This is a genomic window from Achromobacter sp. AONIH1 (genome assembly GCF_002902905.1).
Classification (GTDB): Bacteria; Pseudomonadota; Gammaproteobacteria; order Burkholderiales; family Burkholderiaceae_B; genus Achromobacter.
The window spans coordinates 483,833-505,641 of sequence record NZ_CP026124.1 but is presented as its reverse complement, the minus strand read 5'-3'; the positions used below and the strand labels follow the sequence as shown (position 1 = coordinate 505,641).

General features: G+C 68.4%; 24 protein-coding genes. 8 read left to right on the top strand and 16 right to left on the bottom strand.

Annotated elements, in window-relative coordinates:
• Window positions 1–13 precede the first annotated feature (13 nt).
• On the top strand, window positions 14–1,096 hold the full coding sequence (prfA, locus tag C2U31_RS02340; RefSeq protein WP_103271367.1) for a peptide chain release factor 1: 1,083 nt from the start codon (window positions 14–16) through the stop codon (window positions 1,094–1,096).
• A gap of 16 nt (window positions 1,097–1,112) precedes the next feature.
• Window positions 1,113–1,937, top strand: coding sequence for a peptide chain release factor N(5)-glutamine methyltransferase (gene prmC / locus C2U31_RS02335; RefSeq protein ID WP_103271366.1), 825 nt, complete (start codon window positions 1,113–1,115; stop codon window positions 1,935–1,937).
• Here prmC and C2U31_RS02330 read toward each other — a convergent pair.
• Complete coding sequence (locus C2U31_RS02330) at window positions 1,934–2,575, bottom strand: TetR/AcrR family transcriptional regulator (RefSeq protein WP_103271365.1); 642 nt, start codon at window positions 2,573–2,575, stop codon at window positions 1,934–1,936. The two genes, prmC and C2U31_RS02330, sit on opposite strands and share 4 nt — an antisense overlap.
• A gap of 268 nt (window positions 2,576–2,843) precedes the next feature.
• On the opposite strand from C2U31_RS02330, the gene grxD reads away from it, so the two are divergent.
• Window positions 2,844–3,170 carry a Grx4 family monothiol glutaredoxin gene (gene grxD / locus C2U31_RS02325; RefSeq protein WP_103271364.1) on the top strand — a complete coding sequence of 109 codons (327 nt, stop codon included), beginning with the start codon at window positions 2,844–2,846 and terminating at the stop codon, window positions 3,168–3,170.
• A 4-nt stretch (window positions 3,171–3,174) separates the two neighbouring features.
• Window positions 3,175–3,735, top strand: coding sequence for a UbiX family flavin prenyltransferase (locus C2U31_RS02320; RefSeq protein WP_103271363.1), 561 nt, complete (start codon window positions 3,175–3,177; stop codon window positions 3,733–3,735).
• A 2-nt stretch (window positions 3,736–3,737) separates the two neighbouring features.
• Here the strand turns inward: C2U31_RS02320 and C2U31_RS02315 are convergent, their stop codons facing one another.
• On the bottom strand, window positions 3,738–4,811 hold the full coding sequence (locus C2U31_RS02315; protein ID WP_103276226.1) for a DUF6817 domain-containing protein: 1,074 nt from the start codon (window positions 4,809–4,811) through the stop codon (window positions 3,738–3,740).
• 194 nt (window positions 4,812–5,005) lie between these two features.
• On the opposite strand from C2U31_RS02315, the gene C2U31_RS02310 reads away from it, so the two are divergent.
• Both C2U31_RS02310 and C2U31_RS02305 read left to right on the top strand, forming a co-directional pair.
• Complete coding sequence (locus C2U31_RS02310) at window positions 5,006–5,812, top strand: MetQ/NlpA family ABC transporter substrate-binding protein (protein WP_103271362.1); 807 nt, start codon at window positions 5,006–5,008, stop codon at window positions 5,810–5,812.
• Window positions 5,813–5,819: 7 nt separating this feature from the next.
• Window positions 5,820–6,359: an acireductone dioxygenase gene (locus C2U31_RS02305; protein ID WP_103271361.1), complete on the top strand. Its 540-nt coding sequence runs from the start codon at window positions 5,820–5,822 to the stop codon at window positions 6,357–6,359.
• Window positions 6,360–6,415: 56 nt separating this feature from the next.
• Here the strand turns inward: C2U31_RS02305 and C2U31_RS02300 are convergent, their stop codons facing one another.
• From C2U31_RS02300 to C2U31_RS02285, 4 genes are all read right to left on the bottom strand, one after another.
• Window positions 6,416–6,955, bottom strand: a complete 540-nt coding sequence (locus tag C2U31_RS02300; RefSeq protein ID WP_103271360.1) for a DUF934 domain-containing protein — start codon at window positions 6,953–6,955, stop codon at window positions 6,416–6,418.
• A complete protein-coding gene (locus tag C2U31_RS02295; protein WP_103271359.1) occupies window positions 6,948–8,684 on the bottom strand; it encodes a nitrite/sulfite reductase in 1,737 nt (578 codons plus the stop codon). The genes C2U31_RS02300 and C2U31_RS02295 overlap by 8 nt, the downstream gene beginning before the upstream one ends.
• 244 nt (window positions 8,685–8,928) lie before the next feature.
• Window positions 8,929–9,120 carry a DUF2970 domain-containing protein gene (locus C2U31_RS02290; RefSeq protein WP_103271358.1) on the bottom strand — a complete coding sequence of 64 codons (192 nt, stop codon included), beginning with the start codon at window positions 9,118–9,120 and terminating at the stop codon, window positions 8,929–8,931.
• A gap of 73 nt (window positions 9,121–9,193) precedes the next feature.
• A complete protein-coding gene (locus C2U31_RS02285; RefSeq protein ID WP_103271357.1) occupies window positions 9,194–10,129 on the bottom strand; it encodes a LysR family transcriptional regulator in 936 nt (311 codons plus the stop codon).
• A gap of 313 nt (window positions 10,130–10,442) precedes the next feature.
• Here C2U31_RS02285 and C2U31_RS02280 point away from each other — a divergent pair, with 313 nt between their 5' ends.
• Complete coding sequence (locus C2U31_RS02280) at window positions 10,443–11,780, top strand: DUF3100 domain-containing protein (protein ID WP_103271356.1); 1,338 nt, start codon at window positions 10,443–10,445, stop codon at window positions 11,778–11,780.
• A 136-nt stretch (window positions 11,781–11,916) separates the two neighbouring features.
• On the opposite strand, the gene C2U31_RS02275 is transcribed toward C2U31_RS02280, so the two are convergent.
• The gene (locus C2U31_RS02275; protein WP_103271355.1) at window positions 11,917–12,477 is read right to left on the bottom strand and encodes a hypothetical protein; all 561 of its coding nucleotides are present in this window, start codon (window positions 12,475–12,477) and stop codon (window positions 11,917–11,919) included.
• A 133-nt stretch (window positions 12,478–12,610) separates the two neighbouring features.
• Window positions 12,611–13,120, bottom strand: a complete 510-nt coding sequence (locus C2U31_RS02270) for a hypothetical protein (protein WP_158658291.1) — start codon at window positions 13,118–13,120, stop codon at window positions 12,611–12,613.
• Between the two features lie 667 nt (window positions 13,121–13,787).
• Between C2U31_RS02270 and C2U31_RS02260 the strand changes: the two genes are divergently transcribed.
• Entirely contained in the window at window positions 13,788–14,243 is a 456-nt protein-coding gene (locus C2U31_RS02260) for a hypothetical protein (protein ID WP_158658290.1), read from the top strand.
• 140 nt (window positions 14,244–14,383) lie between these two features.
• On the opposite strand, the gene C2U31_RS02255 is transcribed toward C2U31_RS02260, so the two are convergent.
• The 8 genes from C2U31_RS02255 to C2U31_RS02220 all read right to left on the bottom strand — a co-directional run bounded on the left by C2U31_RS02255 (window position 14,384) and on the right by C2U31_RS02220 (window position 21,763).
• Complete coding sequence (locus C2U31_RS02255; RefSeq protein WP_103271351.1) at window positions 14,384–14,992, bottom strand: glutathione S-transferase; 609 nt, start codon at window positions 14,990–14,992, stop codon at window positions 14,384–14,386.
• Window positions 14,993–15,018: 26 nt separating this feature from the next.
• Window positions 15,019–16,719 carry an FAD-dependent oxidoreductase gene (locus tag C2U31_RS02250; protein WP_103276225.1) on the bottom strand — a complete coding sequence of 567 codons (1,701 nt, stop codon included), beginning with the start codon at window positions 16,717–16,719 and terminating at the stop codon, window positions 15,019–15,021.
• A 5-nt stretch (window positions 16,720–16,724) separates the two neighbouring features.
• On the bottom strand, window positions 16,725–17,411 hold the full coding sequence (locus C2U31_RS02245; protein WP_233772799.1) for an SDR family NAD(P)-dependent oxidoreductase: 687 nt from the start codon (window positions 17,409–17,411) through the stop codon (window positions 16,725–16,727).
• A 95-nt stretch (window positions 17,412–17,506) separates the two neighbouring features.
• A complete protein-coding gene (locus C2U31_RS02240) occupies window positions 17,507–18,259 on the bottom strand; it encodes an SDR family NAD(P)-dependent oxidoreductase (RefSeq protein ID WP_103271349.1) in 753 nt (250 codons plus the stop codon).
• Between the two features lie 157 nt (window positions 18,260–18,416).
• A complete protein-coding gene (locus tag C2U31_RS02235) occupies window positions 18,417–19,133 on the bottom strand; it encodes an ABC transporter ATP-binding protein (protein WP_103271348.1) in 717 nt (238 codons plus the stop codon).
• On the bottom strand, window positions 19,126–19,890 hold the full coding sequence (locus tag C2U31_RS02230; RefSeq protein ID WP_103271347.1) for an ABC transporter ATP-binding protein: 765 nt from the start codon (window positions 19,888–19,890) through the stop codon (window positions 19,126–19,128). The genes C2U31_RS02235 and C2U31_RS02230 overlap by 8 nt, the downstream gene beginning before the upstream one ends.
• Complete coding sequence (locus C2U31_RS02225; RefSeq protein WP_103271346.1) at window positions 19,887–20,864, bottom strand: branched-chain amino acid ABC transporter permease; 978 nt, start codon at window positions 20,862–20,864, stop codon at window positions 19,887–19,889. Before C2U31_RS02225 ends, C2U31_RS02230 begins: the two co-directional genes overlap by 4 nt.
• Window positions 20,861–21,763, bottom strand: coding sequence for a branched-chain amino acid ABC transporter permease (locus C2U31_RS02220; RefSeq protein ID WP_103271345.1), 903 nt, complete (start codon window positions 21,761–21,763; stop codon window positions 20,861–20,863). Before C2U31_RS02220 ends, C2U31_RS02225 begins: the two co-directional genes overlap by 4 nt.
• Window positions 21,764–21,809: the final 46 nt, after the last annotated feature.

Genomic DNA, 21,809 nt, shown 5'->3' with positions numbered 1-21,809 from the left:
AGTACCGCCCATCATGAAATCATCCATGCGCAGCCGGCTGGAGCATCTGTGCCATCGCCTCATCGAGGTCGACGCCATGCTTGCCGAACCGGACACCGCGTCCGACATGGACCGCTTCCGCAAGCTCTCGCGCGAGCGCGCCGAGCTGGAGCCCGTGGTCGAGGCCTTCAATGCCTTCGTGCGCAGCGAGGAAGATCTCGCCACCGCGCAGGAGATGCTGTCCGATCCCGACATGAAGGCCATGGCCGAGGAAGAGATCAAGGCCAGCCGGGGCAAGATCGAGGAACTGGAAGGCGCGCTGCAGCTGCTGCTGTTGCCGCGCGATCCCAATGACGGCCGCAGCCTGTTCCTGGAAATCCGCGCCGGCACCGGCGGCGACGAGAGCGCGCTGTTCTCGGGCGACCTGCTGCGCATGTACACGCGCTATGCCGAGCAGCGCGGCTGGCGCGTCGAGCTGATGTCGGAAAGCCCGTCCGAGCTGGGGGGCTACAAGGAAGTGATCGCGCGCATCGACGGCGACGGCGCCTACGGCCGACTCAAGTTCGAGTCCGGCGCGCACCGCGTGCAGCGCGTGCCCGCCACCGAGGCGCAGGGCCGCATCCACACCTCGGCCTGCACGGTGGCCATCATGGCCGAGGCCGACGAGGTGTCCGAGATCGTCATCAACCCCAGCGACCTGCGCATCGACACCTTCCGCGCCAGCGGCGCCGGCGGGCAGCACATCAACAAGACCGATTCGGCCGTGCGCATTACCCACCTGCCGACCGGGCTGGTGGTGGAATGCCAGGACGACCGCTCGCAGCACCGCAACAAGGACAAGGCCATGCAGGTGCTGGCCGCGCGCCTGAAGGACAAAGAAACCCGCGAGCGCCAGAGCAAGGAAGCGGCCGAGCGCAAGAGCCTGATCGGCTCGGGCGACCGCTCCGAGCGCATCCGCACCTACAACTTCCCGCAGGGCCGCGTGACCGACCATCGCATCAACCTGACGCTGTACAAGCTGCAGCAGATCATGGAAGGCGACCTGGAAGAACTGACCGGCGCGCTGATCGCCGAACACCAGGCCGAGCAGCTGGCGGCGCTGGGCGACGACGTCTGAGCCACGGAGGCGCGCGATGACCCAGGTCAAGACCTTGCTCGCCGATGCCCGGCTGCCGCGCCTGGAAGTGCGCATGCTGTTGGAGCACGTGTTGCAGAAGCCGCGCGCCTGGCTGCTGGCGCATGACACCGATCCGCTGCCGGCCGCCGCGCAGCAGGCTTATGAGGACCTGGCCCGGCGCCGGCTGGCGGGCGAGCCGATGGCCTATCTGGTCGGCCGCCGCGAATTCATGGGCCATCTTTTCCGCGTCACGCCCGACGTGCTGATTCCGCGTCCGGATACCGAGGTGCTGGTCGAAACCGCGCTGCAATGCCTGGAAGGCCAGTCCGCGCCGGCGGTGCTGGACCTGGGCACCGGCAGCGGCGCGATCGCGATCTCGATCGCGCTGGCCCGGCGCGACGCGCGCGTGATGGCCAGCGACCTGAGTCCGGCCGCGCTGGCCGTGGCCGCCGGCAACGCCTGGGAACTGGCGGCCTCGGTGCGCTTTGTCGAAGGCAGCTGGTTCGACGCCGTGCCGGCCGGCGAGGGCTTCGAGCTGATCGTCTCCAACCCGCCCTACGTGGCCAGCGACGATCCGCACCTGCGACAGGGCGACGTGCGCTTCGAGCCGCGCGGCGCGCTGACCGACGGCGCCGACGGACTGGGCGACCTGGCCCGCATCGCGCAGGGCGCCGGCGCGCGGCTCAAGCCGGGCGGCGCGTTGTGGATGGAGCACGGCTGGGACCAGGCCGAGGCGGTGCGCGGCCTGCTCCAGGCGGCCGGCTTCGAGGACGTGGCAAGCCGCCGCGACCTGGCCGGCATCGAGCGCATTTCCGGCGGCCGCTGGCCGGGCCGGCGCTAGCGGGTCTGGCCGCGCGGCCTGGGCGCGTCGAGCATGCGCATGCAGCTGTCGGCGACCGCCCGCGCGAAGGCCGCGCAGTCGGCGGGCTGAGCCGCGATGAGGTCGTCGGTGGCGCCATGCACGCCGGCGTAGATCAGCAGGGCCACGATCCTGGGCTGGTCGGTCGTCCAGGCGCCGGCGGCCATGCCGCGCTCGATGATGTCCTGCAACTGCTCAAGAATCGCGTTCTTGTCCTGGTTGGAACGATCGTGGTGGTGATGGTTGGCGTAGACGATGTCGTGCGTGCGAAAGGTCTCGACGTAGGCTTCGACGTTGACGCGGATCCAGGTTTGCAGCCGCGCCCGCCAGTCGCCGGCGGGGCAGCCGTCCACGGCGTTCCGCAAGCGCTCCAGGAACCGGGCGGTGTAGCGGTTGCCCAGGGCTGTCAGCATCTCGTTCTTGGACGCGAAGTAGTGGTAGAACGTGCCCTTGGCGACCTGCGCCTCCTCGACGATCTCGCTGATTGTCGTGGCTTCCACGCCCTTGGCCAGGAACAGCTTCTCGGCGGCGGCCATCAGCTCGTCCAGGCGGACTTCGGCCGGCTTGGTCCGGGGGGACTTGGTGGGCCGGGGTTCCGGCCGGGTCGTCTGGTATCGCATCTGGCGGCCTCATCTTGCTTCGCGGCATCAGGGGGCGGGATGGGATCTCCCCTGATCGAGCGCCAAGTTTAGGCGACTTGAGGGGCCGGACTGGCGGGAACGGACCGATCCGAGACTGGGCGCCGGCCCGGCCGGCGGTGCGGGGATGGGCCGGCGCCCGCCTAAGCCCCGACGGAGCGCAGGGGGTTCCGGCCGGTTTTCCCGACAGTACCTATAATTGTGCAATTCCCTTGTCGGCGCCCGCGCGGCGCCTGTCTGCGAGATCACCATGAGCGACGTCCAAGAATTCATCCGCGAAACCGTTACCCAGCATCCCGTCGTGCTGTTCATGAAGGGCACCGCCCAGTTTCCCCAGTGCGGCTTCTCTGGCAAGGCCATCCAGATCCTCAAGGGCTGTGGCGTCAAGAAGCTGGTGACGGTCAACGTGCTGGAGGACGACGAAGTCCGCCAGGGCATCAAGGAATACTCGAACTGGCCGACCATCCCGCAGCTGTACGTGTCCGGCGAATTCGTCGGCGGCTCGGACATCATGGCCGAGATGAACGAGTCCGGCGAGCTCAAGACCCTGCTTGAGCAATCCGGCGCCACGGCCTGATCCCGTGCGTCGTCTCGTCGTCGGCATCACGGGCGCCACGGGCGCCCTGTACGCGGTGCGCATGCTGCAGGCGCTGCGCGGCGTGGAGGATGTCGAGTCGCACCTGGTGATCTCGGCGTCCGGCGTGCTCAACATCAAGCATGAGCTGGACGTGGGCCGCCACGACGTCTATGCGCTGGCAGACCATGTACACAGCATCCGCGACGTGGGCGCCACGCTGGCCAGCGGCGCGTTCCAGACCGCCGGCATGGTGATCGTGCCCTGCTCGATGCGCACGCTGGCGGCCGTGGCCCACGGCCTGTCCGACAATCTCATCACGCGCGCCGCCGACGTCACGCTCAAGGAGCGTCGGCGCCTGGTGATGATGGTGCGCGAGACGCCGTTCAACCTGGCGCACCTGCGCAACATGACCGCCGTCACCGAGATGGGCGGCATCGTGTTCCCGCCCTTGCCGGCGTTCTATCACCGGCCGGCCAGCATCGAGGAAATGGTGGACCACACCGTGGCCCGCGTGCTGGAAATGTTCGATATCAACGTGCCCGGCCCGCATTGGGCGGGCATGTAGGGTCATTCCACCAGTCCCAGCCCGTTGAGCGCGGCCAGGTTCTCCGGCCAGCGGCGCGCGCGTGCGTTCTGCAGTTCGATGCGGGCCCAGGCCATCCAGCCGGCCCATTCGATGCGCTTGTCCCAGGCCGTGCCCCAGGCCTGCAGCGCCGCCAGTCCGGCCGCGGCGTGGCGTTCGGCCGCCTCGAAATCGCCCGCCGTCAGCGCCAGCTGCGCCAGCATCAGGCGCGGCTCGCCGACCCAGGGATTGTGCTCGACGGCCGCTTCCAGCATGTGGCGGGCGCTGTCCATCTCGGTCAGCGGCTGCATGCGGGTCACCACCTGCCAGTACAGCGCGCTGGCCGCGGCCTCGTCGCGCGGCGTCAGCGTGGCGCGGCAATGGTCGAAGGCCGGCGGCACCGGGATGCCGGTGCCGTCCGCCAGCCGCGACAGCGGCGCCAGCAGGTGCGACAGCATGGACAGGATGTTCGACGGCGGCTTGAGCGGACCGGGCCAGAGCGAGGCGGCCCAATGCGTCTTCAGGTCGCGGCGCTGCTGCTGCGGATAGCCGGCGAAGATCTCGTCCTGCCAGCTGTGCCATTGCTCGCCGATGTCGGCGGCCGATACCACGATGAAGGCGGCCACCTGGCGCGGCGTCAGCGTGTGGATCTGGCCGTCGGCGCCTTCCAGCGCCAGTCCCTCGGGACCGGCGCCCTGGCCCTGCAGCACGGCCTGCACGAATTTCGTGCGCGGCATTGCGCAGAACAGACTGACCCATTCCTCGGCTTCCTCGCCCAGCGCCGCGCGCAGCGTGTTGCGCTCGCGTTCACGGTCGAACAGGGTGAGGTCCACGTACTCATTGCCGTACACGCTGTGGAACAGGCCCAGCAGCCGCACTTCGCGCGGCTGGTTCCACAGCGCCAGCGTGCGGTAGACGCCCAACAGATGGTGTTTGAAGGTGCCGGCCTTGTGCCAGTCTTCGCCGGCGCTGCGGGCGAACAGCAGGTCTAGCAAAGCGGGCAGGTCGGCGTCGACGGCGGCATAGTGGTCGGCCAGCAGGGCGCGCGCCAGGGGATGGAGTTCGGTAGCGGTGGACATGGGCATGCGGGCGCGGCGAGTGCGCGCCGGGTCGATGAAGGCAGCCGCTATTGTGTCGCGGCGCGGCGCGCTTGTCATGGCCGCGTTCTTATATTCGAATGGGCATATGAATATGAAAATTCATCGCTTCCGGTTTTGAGGGACGCTATCTAGAATCCCAGGCTTCCTTCGACTCCCGTCTCGCGAGAACTCCCATGCGCCTGCGCCGCTCCCTGGCCCTACTGTCCGTCCTGCTCGGCTTCGCCGCCGGCACCGTCGCAACGCCGGCCTCGGCCCAGGACGCCGAACTCAAGGTCGGCGTCACCGTCGGTCCGCACGCGCAGATCGGCGAGGTGGTGCGCGAGGTCGCGGCCAGGGACGGCCTGAAGGTCAAGCTGGTGGAATTCAGCGACTTCATCCAGCCCAACGCGGCGCTGGATGCCAAGGAGCTGGACCTGAACATCTACCAGCACAAGCCCTTCCTGGACGCGCAGAACAAGGCGCGCGGCTATCACCTGGTGCCGGTCGCCACCGCTGTGGTGCAGCAGATGGGCATCTATTCCAAGCGCGTGTCCAAGCTGGACGACTTGCCGCCGGGCGCCAAGGTCGCCATTCCCAACGATCCGACCAATGGCGCGCGCGCCCTGCTGGTGCTGCAGGCCGCCAGGCTGATCACGCTCAAGCCGGGCGTGACCGTGACCGCCTCGCTTTTCGATATCGCCGAGAATCCCAAGAACCTGAAGTTCATCGAGATCGAGGCCGCGCAGCTGCCGCACTCGCTCAAGGACGTGGACGCCGCCGCCGTGAACTCGGCCTACGCCATCCCGGCCGGCCTGTCGCCCGCCAAGGATGCGCTGGCGCTGGAAAGCAAGGACGCGCCCTTCGCGCCCGTGGTCATCGCCGCGCGCGAGGACAACAAGAGCGATCCGCGCATCGCCCGCTTCATCAAGGCCTACCAGTCCGATGAGGTCAAGGCCTTCGTCGCCAGGCAGTTCCCCGGCGCCTACGCCACCTCCTGGTAAGCCGTTCATGTCCTCGCTGACCATCTATTCCGAGGACGCGCCTGATCAAGGGCGCACATTGCGCGACGCCGGCGAGATCGGCCGCGAGCTGGCCGCCATCGGCGTGCGCTTCGAGCGCTGGCGCGCGCAGGCGCCGCTGGCGCCAGGCGCGGCGCCGGAGGATGTGCTGGCGGCCTATCGGGAACAGATCGACCGGCTGATCGCCGAGCGCGGCTATCGCAGCGTGGACGTGGTCAGCCTGGACCCGTCCCATCCCGAGCGCGCGGCGCTGCGCGCCAAGTTCCTGGCCGAGCATACGCATGCCGACGACGAGGTGCGTTTCTTCGTCGCCGGCAGCGGCCTGTTCGTGCTGCACGCCGAAGGCCGCGTGTACGCGGCGCTGTGCGAGCAGGACGATCTGATTTCGGTGCCGGCCGGCATCCGGCATTGGTTCGACATGGGTTCGAGCCCGGCCTTCACCTGTATCCGCCTGTTCAACGATCCGGCGGGCTGGGTGGCGCGGTTCACCGGCGACGATATCGCGACGCGGTTTCCGACGCTGGCCTGAGATCGGCGCTTCCGCCAGGCTTGGCATTGTCCAGGCCCGGCGGAGGATCCTGTGGCTTATGCCGCAGTCGGCGCCGGATACGTCTTCTGGTAATGCACCGTGAAGGTATTGAACGCGGCCAGCGCCTTGTGCGGATCGTGGCCGGGCTTGACCAGGAAGCTGTCGAAACCCACACGCGCCTGATAGTGGATGGTGTCGATCATCACGTCGCCGACCGCGCGCAGTTCGCCCTGCCATTGATAGCGCGTGCGCAGCAGCTGCGCCAGCGAATAGCCACGGCCGTCGGTATAGATGGGAAAGTCCACCGCGATGAAGGCGATGCCGGACGGATCCAGCGTGCCGTCGGCGTCGGCCAGCTCGCGCAGGTCGGCGTCGGGTTCCAGCAGCACGGCCACCGGATGATGGTGACGGCGCAGCGTGGCGCGCGAGGTCTTCCAGGTGGACAGCGGCACGATCCAGTCGGGCTCGTCGCGCGGCACCTGACCTTCGGCGGCGACTTCGGGATCGGGCGCGAACAGGCGCGCCGTGTCGGTTTCCAGCCGGCCGCCCCGGATCAGGTGCGGGCCTGGGGCGTCGTGGGCAAAGACCTCAGACATGGGCGGGCTCCTGCGCGGGCTTGGCGAAAGCGGGATCGGCGTACACGTCCTGCTTGAAGGGATCGATGCCGACGCGGTCGACCACGTCGATGAAGCGTTCGGCTTCGCTGTCACGCAGGCCGAGGTAGGTCTGGATCAGCCGGTCGACCACGCCGGGCACCTGGTCGCGCGCGAACGAGGGGCCGATGATCCGGCCCACCGCCGCGCCGCCGCCGCGCGTGGATTCGATGTCGGGCAGCGGCTTGGCCGCGCCGTTCTGGCGTCCGCCGATCGTGACCTGATACCACTCCTCGCCGGCCTTATCCACGCCCAGGATGCCGATGTGGCCGACGTGGTGATGGCCGCAGGAGTTGATGCAGCCCGAGATGTTCAGGTCCAGCTCGCCGATCTCGAACAGGTAGTCCAGGTCGTCGAACTGGCGCTGGATGGCTTCGGCCACCGGGATGGAGACGGCATTGGCCAGCGCGCAGAAGTCCCCGCCGGGACAGGCGATGATGTTGGTGAGCAGACCCACGTTGGGGGTGGCCAGGTTCAGCGCTTCCAGCTGCTGCCAGAGTTCGTGCAGGCGCGCGCGGCGCACGTCGGCCAGGATCAGGTTCTGCTCGTGCGAGACGCGCAGTTCGCCGAAGCCATGCTCGTCGGCCAGCGCGGCGACCGCGTCCATCTGGTCGGCGGTGATGTCGCCGGGCGGCACGCCGGTGGCCTTGAGCGAGACGGTGACGGCGGCGTAGCCGGGCACCTTGTGCGCGTGCACGTTGGTGCGCAGCCAGCGCGCGTAACGCTTGTCGGCGGCGGCCAGCTCGGCCGAATGATCGGGCTCGTCCCTGGCCGCCGGATCATATTGCGGCCAGACGAAGCGGCCGGCGATCTGGTCGACGAAGGCCTGGCTGATGGTGTCCGGGCCGCCCTTGATGGTCTGCCATTCCTCGTCGACCTGTTGCGCGTACACCTCGGGCGTCAGGTCCTTGACCAGGATCTTGATGCGCGCCTTGTATTTGTTGTCACGGCGGCCATGCAGGTTGTAGACGCGCAGCGCGGCCTGCAGGTAGGTCAGCAGGTCCTGCCATTCGACGAAGGGGTTGATCAGCTTGCCGACGATGGGCGTGCGGCCCATGCCGCCGCCGATCCAGACGCGAAAGCCCAGCTTGCCGTCGCGCTCGACCGCCTGCAGGCCGATGTCGTGCACGCCGACGGCGGCGCGGTCCTGCACGGCGCCGCTCACGGCGATCTTGAACTTGCGCGGCAGGAAGGCGAATTCCGGATGCAGCGTGGACCACTGGCGGATGATCTCGCACCACACCAGCGGGTTCACCAGCTCATCGGGCGCGATGCCGGCGAAGTGGTCGGTGGTGGTGTTGCGGATGCAGTTGCCGCTGGTCTGGATGGCGTGCATCTGCACCGTGGCCAGCTCGGCCAGGATCTCGGGCACGTCCTCGAGCTTGGGCCAGTTGAACTGGATGTTCTGGCGGGTGCTGAAATGGCCGTAGCCGCGATCCCACTTGCGGGCGATGTGCGCCAGCGTGCGCAGCTGGCGCGAGGCCAGGATGCCGTAGGGGATGGCCACGCGCAGCATGGGCGCGTGGCGCTGGATGTACAGGCCGTTCTGCAGGCGCAGCACGCGGAATTCGTCTTCGGTGAGCTGGCCGTCCAGGAAGCGGCGCGTCTGGTCCGAAAACTGCGCCACGCGCTGCTCGACGAGCTGCTGGTCGACCGGGTCATACACGTACATGTCTACTGCCCTTGAAGTCTTTCGGTTCTTGGTGTCCTGCCGGAGCGCCGGGCGCGGCGCGTCCACGGGAGGATTCATAACCGTAGCAGGCAGCCACGATGAGCGTCTAAGTCATTCTGGTAATAAGGTCATGCGGGCGATAAGCATATGACCGGGCGCGCGCCGGCACGGCCGCAGTGGCGGCAGGCGCCGGTTCCAGCCTGGGCTTGCAGCGCGGGGTCACGTACCGGCTGACCGCCGGATTTCACAGCGCCGCGCGCACCGCCCAGCGGGCGGCCGCCACCAGCAGCGTCACCAGCACGGCCGCCATCAACAGCCCCGTCGCGATGACGTGGCCGGGCTTGTTGCCCGCGATGTCGGCATCGTAATCGCGCCGGCGGCGTATTCCGAGAAACCCCCACAACACGGTCTTGACCGTGCGCAAGAAAGCCCGCATGCCCTGCTCCTGTCGTGATGTCGTCCAGGCAATGTAGGCCGGCGTGGCGCCGCGTGGCAGGCGCAGCTGCGGCTCAATCGGGCGTAGCAGATGTCGCGCCGTCCGGCAGGGCAATGCCGCGCACGATATGGTCCAGCAGCTCCCGCGCGGCCGGGGACACATGGCGGCCGGCCCGGCTCAGCACCTGCAGGCTGCCCTGGTTCAGGATCGGATTGGACAGCGGCAGGCTGGCCAGGCGCTGCGCGCGCAGGTCGGCGGTGACGGCGATGGGCGGAGTCAGCGCGTAGCCGATGCCGGTGGCGGCGAACTGCCACAGCGCCTTGAAGGACGAGGTGGTCAGCACATTGCGCAGCCGCACCTGTTCGCTGATCTCGGCGGCCTGGATGTGCTGGCGCACGCCGAAGCCTTCCTGCATGGCGGCGCCGGGATAGTCGGCCAGATCGGTCAGCAGCAGCGGCCGGCGCAGGCGGGTGAGCGGATGGTCGTCGCGCACGATGGCGCGGATGGGCTCGGGCCGCGAGTAATGCGTGCGCAGCCGCGCGTCGTTGGGCGGCTGGAACACCAGGCCGATATAGGCCTGGTCGTCGATGATGCGCTGCGCGATCTCGGAGGTGCGCGCCACGTCGATGTCCAGCGTGACCTCGGGATGGCTGCGCCAGTAGCCCGGCAGCACGCGGTCGAACATCATTTCCACGAAGCCCTCGCCCAGCACCAGGTCGATATGGCCGCGCTCGGCCTTGCGCAGGCTGTCGATCTCGGAGAAGAAGCTGTCCTGGATGTCCTGCTGCCGTTTCACGTAGCGCGCCAGCATGTGGCCGGCGTCGGTCGGCACCAGGCCGCGTCCGCGCCGCTCGAACAGGGCCATGCCGCAATCGCGCTCCAGCGCGGCGATGGCCCGGCTGACGGCGGAGGGGTCCATGTCCAGCAGCTCGGCCGCGCCGCGCACCGAGCCTCGGCTCATGACCTGCATGAAATAGTGGGTGCGGCGGGCGTCCAGGGTTTCGTCCATGGGGGATCCAGATGCAAGAGCGGGGCGGCGGGCGGTGACAGGGTGGGATTGCGGCGGCAAACCCACACTTCTTTTAAGGGTTTACCCAGGCTTTCTGGCTGTTCATGCAAGAAATTCCCAGGAAGCACCCAACCGTTGCATTTTACGCAACGTTTCTGCGCGGGCGATGTCATGGTTGCGGGGTGGGGGCGGGGCGAAAATCGCCCCTGCGCGTTCGCGCGCGTCCCGGGAGGACGCGGCGGATGCCGGCGGATGCGCGCGCGGATCCGCCCGCTTTCTTCCAATAGCTACTCACGTACTCCAGGGGAATCCCATGTCTCACGCCAGCGCCAGCCTGGCCGCGCCTTCGATGTCGCTGTCCAGCCGCATCCGCATGCTTGTCGTCATCCTGATGGTGGTGCTCATTTCCGAGGCCATTGGCAGCATGACCTTCGCGGTCGGTCCGGGCAAGATCGTGCTGCAGCCCATGCTCTGGGCCATCTTCATCGGCGCGGTGGTCGCGGCCCTGGGCCAGCGCCTGCCCGCCGGCGCCGGCGTGGACACCGCCATGCAGACGCGCATCAGCGGCTATCTGCAATACGCGCTGCTGCCCTTCCTGGCCAAGCTCGGCCTGATGGTGGGCGGCGCGCTGCCTCAGGTGCGCGAAGCCGGCTGGGCCCTGGTGTTCCAGGAGTTCGGCCACTTCTTCGGCACCATGGCCGTGGGCCTGCCGCTGGCGCTGCTGCTGGGCATCAAGCGCGAGGCCATCGGCGCCACCTTCTCGGTGGGCCGCGAGCCCAGCCTGGCCATCATCGGCGAGCGCTACGGCATGAACTCGCCGGAAGGCCGAGGCGTGATGGCCGAGTACATCACCGGCACCGTGATCGGCGCGCTGTTCGTGGCGCTGCTGGCCGGCTTCATCACCAGCCTGAACATCTTCGATCCGCGTTCGCTGGCCATGGGCGCGGGCGTGGGCTCGGGCAGCATGATGGCCGCCGGCGTGGGCGCCATCGCCTCGCAGCAGACCCCGGAAATGGCGCACCAGGTGGCCGCGCTGGCCGCCGCCGCCAACCTGCTCACCACCGTCGTGGGCGTGTATTTCACGCTGTTCATCTCGCTGCCGACCACCATCTGGCTGTACGGCAAGCTCGAGCCGGTGCTGGGCCGTTTCTCGCGCGCCAAGGCCGACGAGGCCGTCGCCGCCGATGCCGTGGCCGACGAGACGCCCGCCCACGGCTCCAAGCTGGGCTTCGGCGATCGCCTCACCGCCTATGCGGTCTGCGGCCTGTTCGCGCTGGTGGGCAACCAGTTCGGCTACAAGGTGCCGATCCTGGACGCGCTGCCGGGCATGCTCATCATCCTGGCGCTGGTGGTGCTGACCGACCTGCTGCTGCGCGTGATCCCCAAGCTGCCGGCCGTGTTCGTGCTGTCGGTGCTGGCCATGACCGCCGGCTGCCCCGGCGTGCTGCCGTACTCCGAGCAGATCATCGCGCTGGTGGGCAAGGTCAACTTCCTGCCCTTCACCACGGTGATCCTGGCGATGGCCGGCCTGTCCATCCTCAAGGACCTGCCCGCCTTCCGCAAGCTGGGCTGGAAGATCGTGGTCGTGTCGCTGGCCGCCAACGCCGGTACCTTCCTGGGCGCGACGATGATCGCCGAGTTCTTCCACTGACGCGGCGCTTTGCCTCGATGAAAAAAGCCACCCTTCGCGGGTGGCTTTTTTCATGCGTCTTGTTGTGCGATGACGGGCCAGGCGTTCACCCGCCTCGCCGCGGCCGACCCGTTGCGGCCAGGGCCAGGGGCGGCGACTAGGTCCGCGCGCCTGGACGGTAGCGCGCGTTGTCGGTGGCGTTCTCGACGGGGCCGATGTTGGCGACCTTCGGGATGCCCAGGCCGGCGGCCTTCAATGCCACGGCCGTCTGCAATTCCTGGACCTGCGGATTGCCCATGGCGACGCGGTAGGGTTGCAGCGGCGTCAGGCCGGCGATGGTGCCCAGGTCCTGTGTGCCATTGGCGGACGGCTGGACGGGGGCGGCGATGAAGTCGTCGATGGCCCGGCGCATGCGGAAATCCGCGTGCTGGTCGCGCAGCAGGTCGACATCGACTGCGGGTTGTGCGGTCGGGGCGGCGAGGGCGGGCGCGCGTGGCGCGATGGCCGTGGCCGCGCGCCCGTCGCTTGCCGGGACGTCCGCGAGGCGTGCATGGGAGACGGGCTGCGCATTGCGGCCCGCCCGCAACTGCGCGGCGCGTTGCGCCTGGCGGGCGGTGAATTCGGTTTCCCAGACCGGGCGGGTGTCGTCCAGCAGGGGGATGCGCGCCGGATACGGGGCGGCGACGCGGGGCACGGGCGAGATCGCGGCGATGTTCATGCGGGGCTCCCTGGGCGTCCGGGACTGAAGGCTTGGAGCGTGCCGGCGGGGCGGGCGTTCCGCCCGGCCAGGCAAGTCCAATGTACTCCTGTCGCGTGGCCGGCGCCATGCGCCCCTACCAGGCCGGCGGAGGTCAGCGCGCGCCGCTTGCCTTGTCCGCCGGGCCGGCCTCTGACTGCTCCGGATCGCCGGCGAACAGACGCATCAGCGAGTCGCCGCGCGGCGTGATGAAGTCGTCCAGGCGCCAGCATCGCGCGCCTTCCTTCTTCAGCGCCAGGTGCACCGCGTGTTTGCCGGGCGCGGCGCCGGGATCCAGCACGAAGGCATAACGCATGGCCACCACCGCCGCGTCTTCCTGCACGGATTCGGCCTCGAAGGCGATGGGCTCGGCGATGTCGCCGTCCTGCGCGCCGAGCCAGGGATCGTAGTCCAGGCGGCCGACCTCGCCCTTGGCGTAGGCCCATTCCTTGCGCAGCGCCGCGTCGAACGCGGGTGTAAACAGCGCCGGGTCGTGGCGCTTGGCGTTCCAGTGGAAGTCGGCGTGCCTCTTCTGGAAATCACGCGCCCATTGCTCGGGAGCGGGACAACCCGCGTAGGCGGGGAGGGCGGCGGCGCACAGGACGAGCGTCAAAAGGCGTTTCATGGAAGCGGTTCCTGCCTGCTGGATAGGAGGGCAAAGGTGGCGGATCGCAGCATAGCGCAGTCTTACGGAGATCACGATTGATTGCAGTTAGGTGCCCGGTCTTTTTCGGTGTCGCGGTGGGCCGGGTTGATAGGCCGTGCCTACTAGGATAGGTCCGATTTTCCAACGGAAACCGTCATTAGAGCCTTGTTTTCAAAGAGGGAAATATAGAATCCCTCGGTGATGATGATTGATTGGCCGGGTGGCGCTAACCGATGTTTCGAGGACCGCTCAATTGAGTGTCGAGGTCTCGTCATTGCCCTCGAATGCCTTGAGGGCCTGAGACTGAAAACGAAAAATGCGTGAGTTTCTCGACACCATGTGGTTCTGGGGCCACTTGAACGAAGGGTGGTCCACCTTTGCCACGATGCTGATCGTCGCGGTGCTCTTGTGGGGCGGGTACCAGCTGTTTAGAGTTCTTCGAGGAAAAAAACCCCGGAGGAGTCTCGAACTTCCTGGTTTCCTGGCCTTGGTGTCTCTATCTGTGATCCTCGGAAAAATGGTGCATGGGCTCTTGTTTATTCAATAACCATGGGCCATCCGAAAAGAACTAAGTTGATGCGTGAGTCGGCAGCGCATTCAGCGATTGCTGTGTCGCCACGATCACTCGTCCCATCGGAGTCAGTCAATGAAAGCAACAATCGCGGCATCAGCTCCCTTTGAGCCAGTGCGGGGCAATTCACTCCGGTTCAAGAGACTGACGGTTGTTCTGTTGTTTTCCTGGCTGCCCGCGGTCGCCGTGGCTGAGGAAGTGGATACGTCCGCCCTGGACGCGCCTCAATTCAGCCTGGGAATGGTCGGCTTCATCGGACGCATCTCCGATGCCGAGAAGCGAATGCTCGAGGTAGAGAAAAGCCCTGAAGCAAGCCGGATCTTCTCCGCAATCGTTGAGGACGAAGGGAGGGGCGGTGTGGCCAGGTTGTATGCGGCATGCGGGTTGAAGCGTAGCGATAGATCGCAGTTCGATCATGCTTTCAACAGGCTGGAAAACACGGACGAGAAGGTCTCCGTCATGTATGGAGATGTGATGCAGCAAGAGGACTTCAAGGTCCTGCTGGCCCAGATCAAGGGCGGTCTTTGCTAGGCGCATGAGAAAAAAAGCCCCTGGCTTGCGCCAGGGGCCCAGCGGCGGCCCGATAGGCGCCGTACCAGGCGGGCGTCCGGCCCGGGGCCCGGCGGGAATCCCCAGTCCTCGCTGCCCGCCCCAAAAGCGGAGCGTCGCGCTCAGGCGTGCGGCAGCGTGGCCTGCATGGACGGGCGCTGGTTGAACGCGGCGAACCACGCGGCCACGGCGGGGAAGCCGGCGCGCCAGTCGTAGTCGGGATAGCGGAAGTCCAGGTAGCCCAGCGCGCAGCCGATGGTGATGGTGCCGATGTCCACGCGCTGCGCCAGCGCGGCGGTGCTCTGTTCCAGCAGCGCCAGGCCGTCGCGCACCTTGCCCATCTGGCCTTCGTACCAGCCGTCCCAGCGCAGCGCCTCGGGGCGCAGCACGGTTTCGTAGCGGGCCAGCAGCGCGGCGCCCAGCATCCCGTCGCCCAGCGACTGTTCCGTCAGCGCCTGCCAGCGCGGCTTGCCTTCGGCCGGGAACAGCGCGCCGCCGCCCAGGACGTTCAGGTATTCGCAGATCACGCGGCTGTCGTACAGCACCTGGCCGTCGTCGGTGAAGAAGGTCGGCACCTGGCCCAGCGGGTTGCTGGCGATGATGGTCTGGTCGCGCGCGACCGGGCCGGCCGCGCTGGGCAGCTTCTCGATGCGATCGGCCAGACCGAGTTCATGCGCGGCCACCAGGCATTTGCGCACGAAGGGAGAGGCGGGGGAGAAATAGATTTTCATGGAAAGATCCTTGTCGGTTGCTGGCGTCAGGAAGTCGCGCCGGCCAGGTGGCGTCCGGCCACCCAGCCGAAGGTCAGGGCCGGGCCCAGGGTGATGCCGGGCGCCGGGTAGGCGCCGCCCATCACGGATTGCATGTCGTTGCCCGCCACGTACAGGCCGGCGATGGGCCGGCCGGCGTCGTCGATCGCCTGGGCGTGTTCGTTGGCGGCGATACCGCAGGCGGTGCCGATGTCGCCGGGGTAGACCTTCACCGCGTAATAGGGGCCGTCGCCCAGCGGCGCCAGGCAGGGGTTGGGCTGGTGCTCGGGGTCGCCCAGGTAGCGGTTGTAGGCCGTGCCGCCCTTGCCGAAGTCGGGGTCTTGTCCCTGTGCCGCGTGCGCGTCGTGGCGCGCGACCGTGGCCTGCAGCTTGTCGGCGGGCACGCCCAGGCGGCTGGCCAGCGCGGCCAGCGTCGGCGCCTGCAGCAGATAGCCGGCGTCGATCAGGTGCTGGCGCGGACGTCCGCCGGGCAGGGCCAGGCCCAGGCCCCAGGTGTCGATGAAGCGCTGGCCGCAGATCAGGAAGGCCGGAACGGCATCGGCGGGTGAGCGCTGCATGGCCTGCACGAACTCATGGTACGAGGTCGATTCATTGACGAAGCGCTCGCCCAGGGCGTTGACGGCGATCAGGCCGGGCTTGGCGCGGTCCCACACCAGGTGCGGATAGTGCAGCGGCGGCTGGCCGGGGCGTTCCAGCACCGACACGGGCGCCCAGAACGCCGGGCTGGCGTAGCCGCTGCCCAGCGCCGCGCCGGCGTGCTCGGCCAGGCGGATGCCGTCGCCGGCGTTGTCGCGCGGCGACATGGACCACAGGCCGGCGGGCTTGGGATAGGTCTGCTCGCGCCGCTTCGCGTCCCACGGAAAACCGCCGGTGGCCATGACCACGCCCCGGCGCGCGCGGATGTTCAGCGTCTTGCCCTCGCGCGTCACGGCCAGCCCCAGCACGCGGCCATTGGCGTCGCGATGCAGCGTCCGCGCGGCGGTGTTCAGCCAATAGGGGATGCCGCGCCGGATCAGGCCGTGGAACAGCTGGGCCGCCAGCGCGTTGCCCAGCAGCAGCCGCGTGCCGCGATGACGGCCGCCGAGGCGGTCGGCGGCGTAGCGCAGCACCAGCTTCATGCTGTGGCGCCAGGCGGTGAACGAGCGGGTGGCGCGCAGCAGGTGCCGCACGTCGGTGATGTTGACCATCATGCCGCCCAGCACGGTGAATTCCTTGAGCGGGTCGCGCAGCTCGCGGAACTTCGCGCCGAGCTTGCGGCCGTCGAACTCCACCGGATCCAGCGAGCGTCCGCCCATGGCTGCGCCCGGACGGTCAGGATAATAGTCGGGCGAGGCGGTGCGCGCGGCCACCTGCAAGTGGCCGCGCTCGACCAGGTAGTCCATCATGCGCGGCCCGGCTTCCAGGTAGGCGCGCTTCATCGCGTCGGAGGACGCGGCGCCCACGGTCTGCTGCAGATAGGTCCAGACCTGTTCGAAGGTGTCGGGATGGCCGGCGCCCTCGCTCTGCGCGTTCAGCGGGATCCACAGCGCGCCGCCGGAGATGGCGGTGGAGCCGCCGATGCGGTCGGTCTTCTCGACCAGCAGCACGTCCAGCCCTTCTTCGCGCGCCGTCAGCGCCGCGGCCATGCCGCCCGCGCCGGAGCCGACGACCAGCGCGTCGACCTCCAGGTCCCATTTGATGCCTTCCATGCTGCTCATGCTCCCGATCCGCCCAGCGATTTGCCGCCGTCCACGAAAATGACCTGGCCTGTGATGAAGTCCATGTGCGGCGCGGCCAGGAAGGACACGGCATTGGCGATGTCTTGCGGTTGCCCGGCACGGCCCGTGGGCTGCAGCGCCAGTTGCGCTGCCAGCCGCTCGGGCGACAGGTTGCGCAGCAGCGGCGTGTCGATCAGGCCGGGCGCGATCGCATTGACCAGAATGCCGCGCGGCGCCAGTTCCATGGCCGAGGCGCGGGTATAGCCCACCAGCGCGGCCTTCGAGGCCACGTAGTGGGGATGGTTCTTCGCGCCCAGGTAGGCGCGCGAGGCGATGTTCACGATCTTGCCGCCCGGCGCCATGTCGCGCGCGGCTTCCTGCGTCAGCGTCGCCACGGCCAGCAGGTTCACTTCATACATGCGGCGGTAGTCGTCGCTGGACACGTCGAAGAACTTGCGCTCGTCGAACAGCCCGGCGTTGTTGACCAGCGCGGCCAGCGGCGCCAGTTCCCGCGCCAGCGCGCGGGTGGCGGCTTCGTCGGCCAGGTCGACGACGCGATGGTCCACGTCCAGGCCCTGCGCGCGCAGCGCGGCGGCCTCGCGCGCGGCCAGCTCGCCGTTGCGGTCGGCCATCACGACGGCGTAGCCGTCGCGCGCCAGCCGCTCGACGATGGCCAGGCCCATGCCGCTGGCGCCGCCGGTGACCAGGGCCTTGCCGGGGCTGGCCTTTGGCTCGCCGGCCGCCGCTGGCGTCGGACTCGATGCGTTCATGATGTCTCCTATACGGCGAGGTAGCCGCCGTCCACGGGCAGCACCACGCCGTTCACATAGCTGGCCATGTCCGAGGCCAGGAACAGGACCGGGCCGACGATCTCGTCGGCGCGGCCGGCGCGCGCCATGGGGGCGCGGCGCATGTACCAGTCGGTGCCGTGGTCCTGGGCGCGCTGGCCGGCCGTCATGTCGGTTTCCATCAGGCCGGGCGCCACGGCGTTGACCCGCACGCCATGCGGCGCCAGATCGCGCGCCAGCACTTCGGTGAAGGAGCGCACGCCGCCCTTGGACACCACGTAGCCGGCGGTCGAGATGCCGCAGCCATAGGCGACGATGGAGCACAGGTTGACGATGGCGCCGCGCGCGGCCTTGAGCTGTTCGACGAAGGCGTGCGTGACGTTGAACGCGCCCTGCAGATTCACGCCCATGAGACGGTCCCAGATCTCGGGCGTTTGCGGATCGTCGAAGGCCGCGCGGGCGGAGATGCCGGCGTTGTTGACCAGCACGTCGATATTGCCGTGGCGCGCCGCGCAATCGGCGGCGAAACCGCGCACCGCATCGGCGTCGGTGACATCCAGCGTGGCCTCGACGGCGCGGCCGCCGGCATCGCGGATGGCCTGTGCGCTGGCGGTGGCCAGCGCCGCGTCCAGGTCCGCGACGATCAGCCGCGCGCCCTCGCGCGCGAAGCCCGCCGCGATCGCCGCGCCCAGCCCGCGCCCGGCGCCCGTCACCAATACCAGCTTGTCTTGCATCGACGTCATCTCGTTCCTCCCGATCCACGCACCCACTTCAATACCGTTACCCAAGGCGCCGCGCGCCGCATGCCGCAGTCCTCTCCAAGCGCGGCCGCACGGATCCGGCTCCGCCGGTCCGTCGCGGCGCCCCCTTGGGGGGAGGCGCCGCAGGCGCTTCGGGGGACTAGCCGAGATACGCCTTCTGCACGGCCTCGTCCTCGGCCAGCGCGGCGGATTCGCCTTCGAGCGCCAGTTCGCCGTTCTCCAGGATGTAGGCGTAGCTGGATACCGACAGCGCCAGTTTCACGTTCTGTTCCACCAGCAGGATCGTGATGCCCTGCTCGCGGTTCAGGCGCAGGATGATCTCGAAGATCTGCTCCACCACCAGCGGCGACAGCCCCATGGACGGCTCGTCCAGCAGGATCATGCGGGGGCGCGCCATCATGGCGCGGCCGGTCGCCAGCATCTGCTGCTCGCCGCCGGACAGCGTCGCGGCCTTCTGCTCCAGGCGCTCGCGCAGCCGGGGGAAGGTGTCGCAGACGATGTCCAGGTCGCCCTTGATGGCGCCGCGGTCGCGCCGCAGGTAGGCGCCCATTTCCAGGTTCTCGCGCACGCTCATGTCGCGGAAGATCTCGCGGCCTTCGGGCACCTGCACGATGCCGCGTCCGACGATGGCGTCGGCCGGCAGGCGATGAATGGCCTCGCCGGCGAAGCGCACGCCGCCGGCGGTGGGCGCGACCAGGCGCGAGATCACGTTCAGCGTGGTGGACTTGCCCGCGCCGTTGGCGCCCAGCAGCGCCACGATGGCGCCTTGCGGCACCTTCAGCGACACGTCCTGCAGGGCGCGGATATTGCCGTAGGCGGCCGATACCGCCTCGACTTCAAGCAGATAGTCAGCCACCGGCGGCTCCCTTGCCCAGATAGGCTTCGATGACGCGGGGGTTGCTGCGCACCTCCGCGGGCGTGCCCTCGGCGATCTTCTCGCCGAAGGACATCACCGTGATGCGATCCGAGATCGACATGACCAGCTGCATCACGTGCTCGACCAGCAGCACGGTGATGCCGTCGCGTTCGCACAGCTCGGTGAGCAGGCGGTCCAGCGTCTCGATCTCGCGGTTGCGCAGGCCGGCGGCGGGTTCGTCCAGCAGCAGCAGCTTGGGCGAGATCGCCAGCGCGCGGGCCAGTTCCAGCATCTTCTGGCGGCCGAAGTCCAGGCTGCACGCCGGCGTGTCCAGGAAGTCGGCCAGGCCGACGCGTTCGAGCAGGTGCTCGACGCGCTCGCGCGCCTCGGCGCCGGCGGGACGCAGCAGCGCGCCGGCCGTGGCCGCGCCGTGCGCGTAGGTGCCCAGCAGCGCGTTCTCGCGCACCGACAGCGCGCCGAACAGCTCCAGGTTCTGGAAGGTGCGCGCCACGCCCAGCGCCGCCATTTCATGCGGCTTCTTGCGCGTGATGTCGGCGCCGTCGAAGCTGATGCGGCCGCTGGTGGGACGGTAGTAGCGCGAGATGCAGTTGAAGGTGGTGGACTTGCCGGCGCCGTTCGGGCCGATCAGCGCGTGGATGCGGCCGCGCTCGACCTGCATGGACAGGCCGTTGATCGCGGTCAGGCCGCCGAACTTGACGGTCAGGCCCTGCACCTCGAGGTGGGGGTGCTGGCTCATGCGGCGCTCCCTTGCTTGGTCTTGGCGGCAACCACGGCGGACGCCGCCGCGCGGCGCGCGCCTTGGCGGCCGGCGAACAGCCCCTTGGGAGCGAACATCATGAAGCCCATGAGAATCACGCCATAGATGATTTCCTGGAACGACAGCGCCTGGCGCAGCAGTTCCGAGATCAGGCCGAAGATCAGCGCGCCGGCGATGGCGCCGCGCACCGAGCCGATGCCGCCCACCACCACCATGGTCAGGATCAGGATGGTGGTCTGGAAGCCCAGGCTTTCGGGATGGATGAAGGAGGCGAACAGCGTGTACATGCCGCCGGCGATGCCGGCATAGGCCGCCGACAGCGTGAAGGCCGCGCGCTTGACGGCGTTGACGTTCACGCCCATGGCCTGCGCCGCCACGTCGCTCTCGCGCACGGCGCGGAACGCCGAGCCCAGCTGCGAGCGCGACAGCAGCACGGTGGTCCACAACAGCAGCGCGGCGATCAGCACGACGAAGGGATAGGCCTTGATGTCCGACACCAGTTCGTAGCCGAACAGCGTGGCCGGCGAGATGCGGAAACCGTTGGAGCCGTTGGTGACGGCATCCCAGTTCAGGAACACCCACTGCATGGCCTCGCCGAAGGCGAAGGTGGACAGCGCCAGGTAGATGTCGCGCATGCGCAGCGCCAGGGCGCCGATCACATAGCCCATCAGGGCGGCCAGCAGGCCGCCGGCCACGATGGAGACGAAGAAGGGCGGATGCCAGAGGTTGTTGATCAGCCCGGCGGTGTAGATGCCCACGCCGTAGAAGGCGGCGTGCGACAGCGCGAACTGGCCGGTCTCGCCGATGACCAGGTGCAGGCCCAGGGCCAGCACCACGAACACCAGCAGCAGGTTGACGACGTAGATGACATAGCCGCTGGTGTAGAAGGGCAACACGGCCAGCGCGATGGCCATCAGCGCCAGCAGGGCGTGGTCGATGCGGTTGGTTTTCATACTTTCTTCACCTGCAGTTTGCCGCCCAGCAGGCCTTGCGGACGCAGCAGCAGCACGACCATGATGGCGACGAAGGGCGCGACCACGATGGCGTTGGTGGAAATGAACAGGCCCACCAGGTTCTCGGCCACGCCGATCACGAAACCGCCGACCACGGCGCCGGGCAGGCTGGTGATGCCGCCCACGATGGCCGCGGCATAGGCCAGGATGGCGATGTGGCCGATGTCCGGGGTGATCAGGATCTTGGGCGTGATGAGCAGGGCCGCCACGGACGAGATCAGGCCAGCCAGCGCCCACACCAGCATGCGGATGCGGGCCAGGTTCACGCCGGTCAGGCGCGCCGCCTTGGGATTCATGCCGACGGCGCGCATGGCGCGGCCGACGCGGGTGTAGCGGAACATGCAGAACAGCAGCAGCATCACGGCCACCGCCACGGCGAAGATCACCAGGTCCAGCTGGGTCAGCACGGCGTCGCCGATGATGATGGCGTCGGTGGGCGCCAGCGGCGGCAGCGAGCGCGGCGTGTCGCCCAGGCCGCTCTGGCGCACCAGGCCCTTGAGCGCGTAGGCCAGGCCCAGCGTGGCGATCACCAGCTGCACGCCCACGCCCTTGGACGCGATCACGCGCTCCATCACCACGCGCTGGAACAGCGCGGCCACCACGGCCACCGCCAGCAGCGTGACGGGAATCACGACCAGGTAGGGCCAGCCCAGCACCAGGGTCAGGAACAATGCGATGTAGCCTCCGACCATGAAGATCTCGCCCTGGGCGAAATTCGGCACGTCGGTGGTCTTGAATACGATGACGACGGCGACGGCCAGCAGCGCGTACACGCTGCCCGTCACCAGTCCCGACAGCACCCCCTGCTGCAGGAACAACCAGATATCGGCAAAACTCATGATGGTCTCCGGCGGCCCGCGCGATGCTGCGCCATCGCGCGGGCGC